General features: G+C 34.1%; 9 protein-coding genes. 6 read left to right on the forward strand and 3 right to left on the reverse strand.

Annotated elements, in window-relative coordinates:
• Window positions 1–2,193, reverse strand: a complete 2,193-nt coding sequence (locus U5A88_RS06210; RefSeq protein WP_354204735.1) for an amino acid permease — start codon at window positions 2,191–2,193, stop codon at window positions 1–3.
• A gap of 180 nt (window positions 2,194–2,373) precedes the next feature.
• On the opposite strand from U5A88_RS06210, the gene U5A88_RS06215 reads away from it, so the two are divergent.
• Window positions 2,374–3,651 carry an aminotransferase class V-fold PLP-dependent enzyme gene (locus U5A88_RS06215; protein WP_354204736.1) on the forward strand — a complete coding sequence of 426 codons (1,278 nt, stop codon included), beginning with the start codon at window positions 2,374–2,376 and terminating at the stop codon, window positions 3,649–3,651.
• A 2-nt stretch (window positions 3,652–3,653) separates the two neighbouring features.
• On the opposite strand, the gene U5A88_RS06220 is transcribed toward U5A88_RS06215, so the two are convergent.
• Together U5A88_RS06220 and U5A88_RS06225 are read right to left on the reverse strand one after the other, a co-directional pair.
• A complete protein-coding gene (locus U5A88_RS06220; protein WP_354204738.1) occupies window positions 3,654–4,472 on the reverse strand; it encodes a DUF1853 family protein in 819 nt (272 codons plus the stop codon).
• Window positions 4,473–4,607: 135 nt separating this feature from the next.
• On the reverse strand, window positions 4,608–6,902 hold the full coding sequence (locus U5A88_RS06225; RefSeq protein WP_354204740.1) for a type IA DNA topoisomerase: 2,295 nt from the start codon (window positions 6,900–6,902) through the stop codon (window positions 4,608–4,610).
• Window positions 6,903–7,026: 124 nt separating this feature from the next.
• On the opposite strand from U5A88_RS06225, the gene U5A88_RS06230 reads away from it, so the two are divergent.
• The 5 genes from U5A88_RS06230 to U5A88_RS06250 all read left to right on the forward strand — a co-directional run bounded on the left by U5A88_RS06230 (window position 7,027) and on the right by U5A88_RS06250 (window position 13,772).
• On the forward strand, window positions 7,027–8,076 hold the full coding sequence (locus U5A88_RS06230; RefSeq protein ID WP_354204742.1) for a helix-turn-helix domain-containing protein: 1,050 nt from the start codon (window positions 7,027–7,029) through the stop codon (window positions 8,074–8,076).
• 102 nt (window positions 8,077–8,178) lie between these two features.
• Window positions 8,179–9,294 carry a nuclear transport factor 2 family protein gene (locus tag U5A88_RS06235; protein WP_354204744.1) on the forward strand — a complete coding sequence of 372 codons (1,116 nt, stop codon included), beginning with the start codon at window positions 8,179–8,181 and terminating at the stop codon, window positions 9,292–9,294.
• 17 nt (window positions 9,295–9,311) lie between these two features.
• On the forward strand, window positions 9,312–11,480 hold the full coding sequence (locus U5A88_RS06240) for a DUF5916 domain-containing protein (RefSeq protein ID WP_354204745.1): 2,169 nt from the start codon (window positions 9,312–9,314) through the stop codon (window positions 11,478–11,480).
• A gap of 123 nt (window positions 11,481–11,603) precedes the next feature.
• Window positions 11,604–12,500 (forward strand): hypothetical protein, encoded by an 897-nt coding sequence (locus U5A88_RS06245; protein ID WP_354204747.1) that lies wholly within the window; start codon window positions 11,604–11,606, stop codon window positions 12,498–12,500.
• Between the two features lie 165 nt (window positions 12,501–12,665).
• Window positions 12,666–13,772 carry an MBL fold metallo-hydrolase gene (locus U5A88_RS06250; protein ID WP_354204749.1) on the forward strand — a complete coding sequence of 369 codons (1,107 nt, stop codon included), beginning with the start codon at window positions 12,666–12,668 and terminating at the stop codon, window positions 13,770–13,772.
• Window positions 13,773–13,881 lie beyond the last annotated feature (109 nt).

Below are 13,881 nucleotides of genomic sequence, written 5' to 3' on the forward strand. Positions count from 1 at the left end.
TCAAGCCAAAATACTTTCATGACCAGAGTCCTTAACGAAAAGACATGAACTATTGGTTTTAGCTGATATTTCTTTCACAAATTCAAACTTTAGGTTTTCATCCATTCCAAAAATATTCAAATCTGCTGGAGGAACTTTATTTACTATTGTTTTAAAATCGCCAATATGAACTTCGGTCAACGTATGTGGTAATCTTGCCAAATTTATGAGATTGGCTAAAAATTCCTTGGCATTGACTTCCTCGTTTGGGTCATCTATCACGGTAATTAACCGAATTCTAGCACCCCAATTCATTTTTAATTTATAAGCAACTAATAAAGAAAGGTCTAAGTTGCCAATGTCCCAACCCAAATTCCAATTGCCTTTTCTATCACTTACCCAAACATTGATGGAGTTACGTTGTCCCAATAACGCCGTTGGATGCGATAAATACAACAATACTCCAATTTCAAGTCGAATACACTCTTTAATTACAGGCCTTAGTTCGGTTTCATAATCGTCATGGTCCTGCATATTCAAAAAAACGATATTTGGTTTAAAGAAAGCACCTTGCAGGGCTTGGCTCCCGTAATTGATGCCATTGGCAATCTCTGCAGTATGAATAACAGAATAGGATGAAAACACATCTTTTTCTCTAAAAGAAGCGGAAATGCCGTCTAACTCCTTGGCCAATGTACTGGTTTCAGAATAGGGCTCAACACCCAATAATTTAATAGAACCCTTTGGTTTGGCAATATTACGTAAGAATTGAAAAGTACCTTTTAATCCGTTAACATCTCTAACGGGTACCATTAAATTAGCTTTCCACGCACGTTGTTGCATTTTTTTCATGCCCCAGGTATGTTTTGCTGCCCATTCTGCAAAGGATACAAAGAGGCCTGAACGCACATCTTCAAATTGGGCTTCTAAATTTTGTCGAGACAAATACCAATACACTCCTAAAACGATTACAATTGATAATAAACTAACCGCTGGATTTATAATAAACATAGCAAAGACGGACGAAACAAGTCCAAACCACGGCACCCATTTGCTAATTTTAAATATAGGTCTATAGCTTATTAATCCTAATCTTTGTTCAATAATTACTACAATATTAATCATGGCATAGGTAATCAAAAAGAATAGCGTTACTAAAGGTGCTACCGCGTTTAGGTTTCTTAACAGTAAGGTTAGGAATATCAATGCCCCGGTAACCAGCATGGCATTTCTAGGTTGGCCATTTGCACTTTGACCCGACAGGAATCCCGAAAACGGAATTACCTTATGCTCTCCCATAGCGAATAATATACGCGAAGAACCTACAATTGAGGCTAAAGCCGATGAAAATGTTGCACCTAATATGCCTGCAATGATAAAAGGACCAGAAAATGCCTTTTCTACCATAATATAATAATTGCTGACCAATTCTGCTTCGGTAGCACTTCTGGCAATCCAAAAAGCAAGTACCATATAAATTACAAAACTGACTCCTATGGCCCATAGAGTACCGGTTGGAATACTGCTTTTAGGATCTTTTAATTCACCACTCATATTCGCACCTGCCATAATACCTGTGGCCGCGGGAAAAAAAACGGCAAAAACTACCCAAAAACTACTACCACTAAAATCATTTTCCGGCGATCCTTTAAAAGAACCCCAGCTTAAGGCATCACTAACTGGGTTTGTCATAGAACCTTCATAGGCAGCTATCACTATGGAAACCAAAGAGAGCACAATAATACCCATAATAATAAATTGTGTTTTGATGGCCAGGTTGGCACTGATATAAGCAATGGAGAATAGCACTCCAAATACGATTACATCAACCAAAAACGCATTATGTTCGGGAAAAATACCTAACCAACCTTCCCTAAAACCAAATATGTACATGGTTACGGCCAATCCTTGCGAGACATATCTAGGGATTCCCAAACTGCCACCTACCTCAAGCCCCAATGCCTGTGAGACCAGTGCATAAGCACCGCCAGCACCGATACGAATATTTGTAGTAATGGCCGACATTGAAAGAGCTGTACATAGAGTAATTAAAAAAGAAATAATAATAATTAACCATGCTCCTAAAAGCCCTGCATTACCAACTACCCAACCTAGGCGTAAATACATAATTACACCCAAAATGGTAAGTAAAGTAGGGGTAAAGACACCTCCAAACGTGCCAAATTTCTTCATTTTTGTGGTTGGGTTTTCCATGGATAAAGGTCAGTTGAATTTGTGTATTAAATTACAAATTATCTGATAATAATGTTTTTATTTTTTTAAAATTTTATTAATTAAAAAATAATCAAAACATAATGTTCGTGAGATTTTCTTTTATTATTTGCTTCATGACATTAGAATATTAGTTAAATTTAAAAATTAAATTGAAAAACGATGACGGATTATTCTAAACGTAGAGAATTTATAAAATCAATGGCAACCGTAATGGCAGGCTTTACAGTTGTACCCACATTTGCAACAACTACTGTTGAAGATGAAAAAGCGGGTAAAAGTAACTTAAAAAATAGTGATACAAATTCAGAAGTCTATTGGGAAAAGGTAAAGCAAGAATTCATTTTTGCAGATAAGCTAAGGTATTTTAATAATGCTTCCTTAGGTTCTTCACCAATTACAGTTCAAAGAGCCACTAGAGATTTTAGAGAAACATTAGATAGTTTTCCATCAAAATATATGTGGGGTGGATGGGAAGATGAAAAAGAAAAAACAAGGCAGTCAGTAGCCGATTTTTTTTCAGTATCTAATGAGGAAATTGCCCTAACCCACAATACTACTGAGGGTATGAATATGATTGCCAGAAGTATGGATTTACAAAAAGGCGATGAAATTATTATCGTAAACCATGACCATACTAGTGGTACTGTACCATGGGAGGTATGGCAAGAAGCGAAAGGTATTAAATTGATTAGACCTGAAGTACCCATTTTACCTAAAAATAAGAAAGAACTTGTTGATATTTATAGAAAAGCCATTACTCCCAAAACCAAGGTAATATCGATGTGCCATATTGTAAATACTAATGGTATGATACTACCTGTAAGAGAAGTTTCGAAAATGGCACATAAAAAAGGGATATTGGTGGCAGTTGATGGAGCCCAAGCTGCGGGAATGTTTAATATTGATTTGCATGATTTAGCATGTGATTTTTATACAGCCAGTGCTCATAAATGGTTGTTTTCTCCCAAGGGTGTAGGCGTATTTTATGCTAAAAAAGAGAGTCAACATCATCTTAAACCTTTAATAGTTTGTAAAGGACATAATGATAAATCAATCAGACGTTTAGAAAATTACAATACCCGTAACTTACCTGAAGTTTTAGGCTTAGGAGCGAGTATTCATTTTTTAAATACTATAGGTATAGAGAAAATTCATAATCGGACTTATGAATTAAAGAAATACTTTCGTGAAAAAGTGGAAGCCAATCCGAACTTAAGATTGAAAACACCAGCCAATGATGACCTTTCCGCTGCAATTCAGGTAATAGAAGTTATGGGCAAGCCTGTTTCACGAGTAAAAACACGACTTTTTGAAAAATATGGTATTGATTCGAGACCTATGAGTAAATTTGGTTTAAATGCTGTAAGGCTATCATTTGCTATTTATATTACTAAAAAAGATATAGATTATTTGGTCAATGCTTTAGAAAGTATGTAGACCTAGTGCCACCAAACCACAAAAAACTTCTGCATGTTTCCATTTGGGAATTTCACCCAACACAATGGAGAAGTTTTACTATTTATAATAGGGGTCATTTTTTTAGAAAATACTTCAAAATTTAACCAATTAACTTGAGTTTGTATCTCTAAAAGCCAATTCACTTTTGATGGGATATAAAACTTACAATTCTCAAATTGCCCTATTTTAGAGTAATGAATATAAAACCCGTTTATACAATCGCTGTTTAATAATTTAAATTGAGGGACTTCTGCCTTATAGGGAATAAATAATTGTGCCTTAAAACAGACCTTTTGTGTAATATATTCTACATTTAGTCCCAAATCATCCAATAATGGCTTTGAATATTCAGAATAGAGAAGTGGAAGTTGTTTTTCTTTGAGCTTAGTTAATTTTTTAAGTAAAGTATCGTTGCGGTTAGGCCCAATCCAATGTTCAATTTCTGTTGTGCCAACACGCTCGTCAAACAGATAAAATTTATAAATTATTTCTAGGTGGATTGGAACTCCATCACATTTTAAAATACAATCAAGTTCACCAATTGTTCTTTTATCGTGTTGTACTTGTGTATTTTCTAGTAGAATTTTTATAGTTGAATGTTGTTTAAGTTCAGAACTCACAAAACGTTCTACGCGTTTCCCTAGTCGTAAGTTTTCTGGAAGTTGTTCATTAAATGCTATATCATTTTGTTGTATAAGTTCAAATTGTCGTAACCCAAGTACTGAATTATTTTCCCATAGTAATGGAGTGTTTTTATAGCCTTGATATTGGCTTTGGATTTCTTTTGATTTGGGATTCAAAATTAATATTTGTTGTGAAAAAAAGTTAATGTTTTTTCACGCAAAGACCGCAGAGAAAAAAACGCTAAGCTCGCTAAGAAAAAGTTATTCTTTTGCGGCCTCTGCGTTAACCTTTGCGAACTTTGCGTGAGACGTTTATTTACCGCTCAATATCGCATACACCAATTCCTTAGTCAATGGTTTATCACCCGCTTTTGTTCTAATGTCTTTAAAAGAAAACAAAAACTTACAACCAGACTTGTAATCACTGCAACCGTAGGCTTCTTTACCTTTGAGGATTGTTCCTTTTTTACATTTTGGACAAATCAGTTTGCTACTTTTAGACGGTTGTACGGTTATCTTTTCTTCAAGTACCAAGTTAAATTGTTCATCAAATCGAACAAGTCCTTCTACTGAACCGTTATCGGTTTTAAAACCTTTTAAATTTACAGTCGATTCTTTTTGCAGCAAACGAATAAATTGCTTTTCCGAAATTTTTTTGCCCATAAAGGTAAAGGGCAATATAAAATCACATCCGTTTTTATAATTACTGCATCCATAAGCATTTTTACCTTTTAAAAGTTTACCCTGTTTACATTTTGGACACGTTTCTGCGGTAATTCCTGATACTTTTTTTACCTTTTTTTCTTTCGCTATATTTTGTAACACTGTGTTTTGCGAAATATTGGCACGTTTGGTTTCACTACGGACTTCATAGACCAGTTGATCTACCATCCGCTTCATGTTTTTAATAAACGTACCGGCATGGAATTCACCCTTTTCAATATCTTTGAGCTGCTTTTCCCATTTACCGGTTAGTTCAGCGGATTTTAACAATTTATTTTGGATGGTTTCAATCAATTTAATTCCCGTAATGGTAGGAAGCAATTGTTTTTTGTTTCGCTTAATGTACTGTCTTCTAAACAATGTTTCAATAATATTTGCCCTCGTGGACGGACGACCAATACCGTTATCTTTCATTAAATCTCGTAATTCTTCGTCATCAACTTGCTTGCCAGCGGTTTCCATGGCACGTAGGAGGGAAGCTTCCGTAAACTGATTGGGTGCTTTGGTTTGTTTTTCCAAAAAAGAAGGTTCGTGCGGTCCTTTTTCTCCTTTTACAAAATTGGGCAACATGCCTTTTTCTTTGGGTGTTTTATCATCATTTTTATCCTCAAAAACAACTCGCCATCCTTTTTTTAGGATTTCTTTTCCAGTTGTTTTAAAATTGACATCTGCTACTTTACCGATTACCGTTGTATTGGATACTTGGCAATCCTCATAAAAAACGGCTATAAAACGTTTGGTAATGATATCATAGACCTGTTGTTGGTTGTACTGTAAATTTATTTCCACGCCAGTGGGAATAATAGCATGATGATCTGTAACCTTTTTATCGTTAAAGACCTTACTCGATTTTTTTATCTTTTTACCTAATAATGGCTGTGTTAATTCAGCATACTTAGTCAGATTTTTAAGAATGCCTGCCACTTTTGGATATACATCGTTTGGTAAAAAAGTAGTATCCACACGAGGATAGGTAACTACCTTTTGTTCATAGAGTTTTTGAACAATTTTTAAGGTTTCATCCGCAGAAAAGCCAAACTTTTTATTGCAATACACCTGTAATCCTGTTAAATCAAACAGTTTTGGTGCATAATCCTTGCCTTTCTTTTTGGTTACCGATACAATTTCAAAATCATCTTCTTTAACTTTATCAGCTAAGACTTGCCCATCTTCCATTTTCAGAAAGCGACCTTCTTCATAACTAAACAAGATTTCTCTATACATAGTTTGTAGTTCCCAATAGGGTTGGGGCTTAAAGTTTTCAATTTCTTTAAATCGGTTAACTACCATCGCAAGTGTAGGCGTTTGTACTCGACCAACGGACAGCACTTGTTTATACCCTCCATGTTTTACCGTATATAATCTGGTAGCATTCATACCAAGTAGCCAATCACCTATAGCACGCGAAAATCCCGCATAATATAAATTGTCGTAATCTTCTGCTGGTTTTAGGTTTTGGAAGCCTTCTTTTATGGCTTCTGTAGTTAAAGATGAAATCCAAAGTCGCTGAACCTTGCCTTTGTAATTCGCTTGATCTAAAACCCAACGTTGTATCAATTCTCCTTCTTGGCCAGCATCACCACAGTTGATAACCACTTCTGCTTTATCAAATAAACCCTTTACAATATTGAACTGTTTTTGAATGCCAGAATCATCCACCACTTTGGTCTTGAATTTTTTGGGCAACATGGGGAGATTGTTCAAATCCCAACTTTTCCAGTGCGGTTTGTAATCATTAGGTTCCATTAAAGTGCACAGATGCCCAAAAGTATAGGTAACCGCATAGCCGTTACCCTCGTAATAGCCATCATGTCGGGTTTTTGCACCCAAAACGGTGGCAATTTCACGGGCAACGCTAGGTTTTTCGGCTATACATACTTTCATTTGCTAAATGAGTTTGAGGGATGCAAAATAGTGATAAAAAATAGTTGGGCAAGGATATTTTTATAGAAACAACAACTAAATAGTACCCATAATTATTCCTATATTTGATTTTTAATCGTTACCTATGACCTTTAACAATCCAATACTGTTTTTTCTCTGTTCTATTGGTGTTTTTAATGGATTTTTAGCTAGTTTTTACTTTTTGTTTTTTTCGAAACAAAAACGTGTTCAAAATTTCTTTTTTGGGTTTTTACTACTGATGCTAAGCATAAGGATTGGTAAGTCTGTTTATGTCATTTTTACTGAACCGGGCGATCGTAATTTGTCTATTTTACAAGTTGGTCTTTCTGCTTGTTTTTTAATAGGGGTGAGCTTATTTTACTTTATAAAATCCTCTGTAGAAAACACCAAAAAAATTCCCAATACTTGGAAGATACATATTGCAGTATTGGCATTAATCATTGTTCTTGTAGGATTCATAAAACCGTATCCAACGCATAGAGCCATATGGGTGCAATATGTAGTTCATTTCATTTATGCTACTTGGGGTGTTTACATCCTATTATCCGCCTTTGTTTTAAAAGATGTTTTTCTAAAACTATTTAATAAGAGTATAACTTGCACAACTTCTGAATTATGGCTCATCGCTGTTTTTATTGGTAATGTGTTGATTTATTCAGCATATATTATAGGTTATTTTTACCTTTATTTAGTCGGAACTATTACCTTTTCGGTCGTTTTTTATGGTTTACTTGTCTTTTTATTATTTAAAAATAATCGTGAAAATGTATTTCAAGATATTCCAGAAAAGTATGCTGCAAAGAAAATAGAAGATACGGAAGCAGAGTCTTTGGCAAAAGCATTACATCAGGTAATGTTGAAAAAGCAATTTCATAAAAACACAAATATTAAATTAAAAGATATTGCTACTGAATTGGATATTTCTTCTCATAAATTATCCCAATTATTGAATGACAATTTAGGCAAGAGCTTCGCATTATTTATTAATGAATATAGAATAGAGGAAGCCAAACAACTGTTGTTAGAAAACAAACATTATACCCTTGAAGCTATTGGGTTTGAAGCAGGGTTCTCTTCAAAATCCACGTTTTACGCCACCTTTAAGAAGATTATGGGTCAAACCCCTGCTGAATTTAAAAAGCAATTTTCGTAGTCTTATTTATCCGATTTTATAATTCTGGACACCTCATTTATAATTTCTCACTATATTTTTCTGATGATTATAGAGATTTGACCAAATCTTTAAAAATGTACAATGAAAAATTACTTAATACTACTTACCGCGTTAATTGCATTTCAATTAACTAATTCCCAATCAGAATCGGCAGCTGTTGAAAAACCACTTCAAAATTATATGGAAGGTAGCTCTTATAACAAACCAGCACTATTAGAAAGTGCCTTTACGGAAGATGCCACTTTATATTTGACGGGTAGAGATGGTGTTTTTAAACGTTATACCCCTAAAGAATATATTGGGTTTTTTAAGAATGCAAAAAAGGGAAAATTTAATGGTCGCGACGCAAAAATTTTGGCTGTTGAAGTTACCAAAGATATCGCGACGGCTAAGGTAGAAATTGCAGGTCCAGAAAGAAAATGGGTTTATATAGACTCGTTTTTATTAAAGAAATTTGATGGCGGTTGGAAAATTATTAGTAAAACGGCAACTAGAGTTGATGACCCTAAACAGAATTCCGTTTTATTTATAGTCTCAAATGCTCATTTTTATGGAGATACAAAACTAACAACCGGTAATAGTTTTTCAGAAATTGTAAATGCTTATGATGTTTTTAAAAATGCTGGTTATACTGTTGACTTTTTGAGTCCTAAAGGCGGGGCCGTTCCGTTAGCATATATTAATACTTCCGACGATATTAGTAAAAAGTATTTATACGATACTCATTTTATGAATAAGTTGAAAAACACAAAATTGCCTTCAGAAATTGATCCTTCTAAATATAAAGCAGTTCAATACATAGGTGGTGGTGCAGCTATGTTTGGAATTCCAGAAAATAAAGAAATTCAAAAAATAGCAATGGACGTTTACGAGAAACATAATGGTATCATTTCTTCCGTTTGTCATGGCACAGCAGGTATTGTCAATTTAAAAACCAAAGACGGAAAATATTTGGTTGATGGTAAAAGGGTAAGTGGTTACCCAGATGATTATGAAAATAAATCGGAACCGTATTTTAAAACATTTCCTTTTTTAATCCAAAAAACAATTGAAGAGCGGGGAGGAAGTTTTAGATTTTCAGAAAGAGGAAAGTTTACTTTAGAAGTTGATGGGCGTTTAGTTACAGGGCAGAATTTTCAATCTTCAAAACCAGTCTCTTTGAAAATTTTAGAGTTGATAAACTCAAATAAGGAATAATAGAAATCCTGCAAAAAATGAATCGGTTTAAGCTATTAATATTATGCACTCTTTGTTGCTATACGAGTTACTTATTTTCTCAAACAAAAACGATTAAGTACATAGACACTAAAGTTTCAATAGACGGAAAATTAGAAGAGCCTGTTTGGCAACAAGTATCAGAATATACAGACTTCTATAATTATGCCCCAAATGATGAAGGTCTTGCAGAACAACAAACAGAAGTAAAGTTATTTCATAATGGCGAAAATCTTTTTGTGAGTTTAGTATACCATGATACTGAAGAAAAATCTCAAGTTGGTTCTTTAAAAAGAGATGTCCCTATAGGTTTAAGCGATGGCTTTGCAATGATTTTAGATACGCAAAACCAAGAACAAAATGCATATTATTTTTCCGTCAATGCTCATGGAACGATAATAGATGGTTTGATTGAAAGAGTTAACGGAGGATATGATTTATCAACTAGTTGGAATGCCGTTTGGAATGCTAAAACCAGCATTAGAGGTAATAATAAAATATATGAAGTTGCCATACCACTTAAGTTTTTAAACTTTAATAAAGAAAATGCTGTTTTTGGTGTTCAATTTTATGTGCGAGATATTAAAAAAAATTCTTGGACTATTCTTAAAAATGTAAAGCGTAATTATAGATTGTTCGACTTACGTTTTACAGAAAAATTTAAAGTAGAAAACTTACCAGAAAAGTCAAGTTCAAAATTTACAGTAACACCTTCAATAACGGCTAATTACCAAAATGATGTTTCCAATGAAATTGAAGACACCAATTTTAAGCCTAGTTTAGATTTGCAATATAATGTAACCTCTTCTTTAAAACTTGACGCAACTATTAATCCCGATTTCTCTCAGATTGATGTAGATCAACAAGTCACCAATCTTACTCGATTTGAAGTCAATTTTCCAGAACAGCGTAACTTTTTCTTAGAGAACTCCGATTTATTTTCAAACTTGGGCGTGGAAGGTATAAATCCATTTTATTCAAGACGAGTAGGAGCCAATAACCCTATTCAGTTTGGATTAAAACTATCGGGTAATGTTTCCCCAAAAACAAGAATTGGGGTCTTAGATGTACAAACGGATTCAGAAAATGACAATCCCTCTCAAAATTTTGGGGTAATAGTGGCAGAACATCAACTCACCAAAAATTTTACCACCACTGGTTTTCTTATTAACCGACAAGAAACTGAGGGTTTTGAATTTATAGATGATTATAATCGCGTAGCAGGAATTAATGTAAACTACAAATCAGATAATAATAAATGGTTGGGTTTGGCTAATGTTGGTAAAAGTTTTAATGATGGCATTTCAAAAGATAATAGTTTCTATAATGCCGGCTTATGGTTTAACAAACGTGGCCTAAGTGCCAATGCCGCTGTAAAAAATGTAGGTAAAAACTATATTACAGATGTTGGCTTTACACCTAGGTTGTATAACTATGATGCTATCAATGATATAGTGGTTAGAGAAGGTTATACCGAAGTAAGTACGGGATTAGAATATGAAAAGTTCTATGAGAATTCTGAGACCATAAACAACATACGTGTACTCAATTTTAGCAACAATACCTATTATGATGAAAGTGGCCAATTAAATCAATCAAAATTCTTTTTAAATTCAGCCATATTTTTTAAAGACCTATCTGCAGTTTACTATGTTATTAATTACGATTATGTAGATTTAAAATATGGTTTTGATCCACTAAGAAATGGAAATTCCTTAACGCCGGGCGAATATCGCTTCGGTATTCTAAAAGTGGGCTATAACTCCGCTAACAATCAAAAATTAAGATATCGAGCAAATGTACAAAGAGGAAATTATTATGGCGGAAAAAGAACTGTAGCGGGAGCTTACTTAAACTATCAGTTATTGCCATTTGCCAATTTGGAATTGTCTTATGATATTAACAACATTGATTTGGATGCCTTAGGCAAAGAAACCTTCCATTTAACTCGTTTTACAGGCGAAGTGTTTTTTAACAACCGACTCAATTGGACAACTTATTTGCAATACAATACCCAACGCGATAACTTTAATATTAACAGCCGTTTGCAATGGGAGTACAAACCGCTATCTTATATTTATTTGGTAGTTTCTGACAATTATAACCAAGATATTCACCGTCAAAACTGGGGTATCGCTTTTAAAATGAACTATCGATTTGATTTTTAAATTTTAAAAAAAACCTTTCGAACATAATCACATGTTTTAATCCAAGAAATATATTTTCTGTAAACTTTTGAGAGTCAGATTAATAAATTTATTTATCTTTGATTGTCATTATAAGTCACTCCTATGGAAGCTAATATTATAGTCTCAGGTGTTCCCCGTATTCCAGATGAAAAAGAAAATACTGAAAGAATCAATCAGGCGTTTAGAGCATTTCTTCAAAAATACCCAAATTCAATAATTGAAGGACCTACATTAGAAGCAGTAGGAAAGTCTTCTCAGACTATTTTCTTTGCCGTAACTGCAGCTCATGTTGATATAACTAGAGCTATGCAAACCTATTTTGAAGGACAGCTTGTAAGTAATGGATTCTACCCTACCAGTAATAAGGAAGATCTGGGAGCACAGGTTGATGATTTGTATGGAAAAATTGCGAATTCAGGTTCTAAGGTTACTTATGTTAAAGACACTTCAGCAATCTCAGCAGCAGAGGCTAATATCGACGAAGAGAATACTTTGGTGCACAACGATTTAGTTTCAAAATATGGAAAAGGCGGCGATTTTATCGCAAATGTAGCTTTTGGCGGTGCTAGCTTACCTTCAAACGATATTCTTGAAACCATGGCCAATAATGAAGCATATATTAAGAGTATATTATCTTTCTTTAGTTCGGCAGGTCTTGGAAAGGTAAAGGCAAAGTTGCTTAAAAAATTGAAGAATACACCCCCCGTTTTTAAGCAAAAAGTAATTGACTACCTTGAGCCAAGATGGGGTAATAAGAACCCCGTTATTATTCGTATTTCAAAATTTGCATATGGTATATTAACTTTTGGTTTGTTGGTTTTAGCCTTTATTATTTATACTGCAGTAAAGGGAAAAACACCGGGGTTATTCATGTGGATATTTATGTCATTAGTTGCAGGCATTTGTATTCTCATGGGCGGGACTAGCATATATGACGAACTTACACGTTCAAAAAGACGTAAATGGTTTAACCAGCAATTGGAAAATTTTAAAAATTGATTTAAAAACCTTTTTCTACTGAGGTTGGTACTTTTCGACAACAATAATGAAAACGTTTATCGTCAAATTATTACTTTTGTATTGTAATATTTTCGCTACTCTTGTAATATACCGCATACTTAAGCAAACTTTATTTTGAAACGATTCTTAAAAATTTTAAAACGAATGCTATTATCAATAATTACTCTTATTATTATACTTATTGTAGCCTATTTATTATTTGTAAATTTCTATCCCACTTTTGGTGGAGATGTTTCGAAAGAACTACAAGCCGAGTATGCTACTTCTCCACAATACGACAAGGACCAATTTGTAAACACAAACCGTGTAAATATGGACTTGAGTTTTTTAGAAACGGTATCATTGGCCAGAAAATTTTTCTTTACCAAAGTTAAAAATGGTCGCCCTAAGCAAGATATTTCAGTTACCAAAATAGATTCTTCAAACATTGCCAATTATGGCAGTCCAACACGTTTTGTATGGTTTGGACATTCGTCATTTTTAATTCAGATGAATCATAAAAACATTTTGATAGACCCTATGTTTAGCGATGTTCCAGCACCACATTCGCTATTAGGAGCTAAGCGTTTTAATGCCGAATTACCCATTGAGCTTCAAAAGCTCCCAAAAATAGATGCGGTACTGCTCTCACACGATCACTATGACCATTTAGATTATGAATCTATACAACTGTTAAAAGATAAAGTGGGTATGTTTTATACTCCATTAGGTGTAGGCGTTCACTTAGAAGCTTGGGGTGTTTCAAAAGAAAAAATAATTGAATTGGACTGGTGGCAAGAAATAATGTTTGACGATTTAAAATTTGTATGTACACCTGCAAGACATTTTTCAGGTAGAAAATTCACCAACAGACAAAGTACACTGTGGAGTTCTTGGGTGATACAGTCTGATACCGAAAACATATTCTTTAGTGGTGATAGTGGTTATGACACGCATTTTAAAGAAATTGGAACCAAATATGGCCCTTTTGATTTTGCCATGCTAGAATGTGGGCAGTACAACGAAATGTGGCCAGATATTCATATGTATCCAGAAGAAACTGCCCAAGTGGGAATTGATGTACAGGCTAAAATAATAATGCCTATTCATTGGGGTGCCTTTAAACTAGCCATGCATTCTTGGACAGACCCTGTAGAACGCGTTACTAAAAAAGCGAATGAGCTAAATATACCGCTAATTACCCCTAAAATCGGTGAAGCTTTTTTATTGAATGATGAAAATGTGGAGTACCAAGACTGGTGGCAACTGTAGTAAGAGCATACAACTATTGATGAAAATTTCGCAACAGCATGGAAAGCGTATCAAGAGAAGTAACTATTTATTCTTAAGTAGACTCATTATTTTTAAAATAGCATTAATA

The sequence above is a fragment of the Aureibaculum sp. 2308TA14-22 genome, assembly GCF_040538665.1.
In the GTDB taxonomy this organism is placed as follows: domain Bacteria; phylum Bacteroidota; class Bacteroidia; order Flavobacteriales; family Flavobacteriaceae; genus Aureibaculum.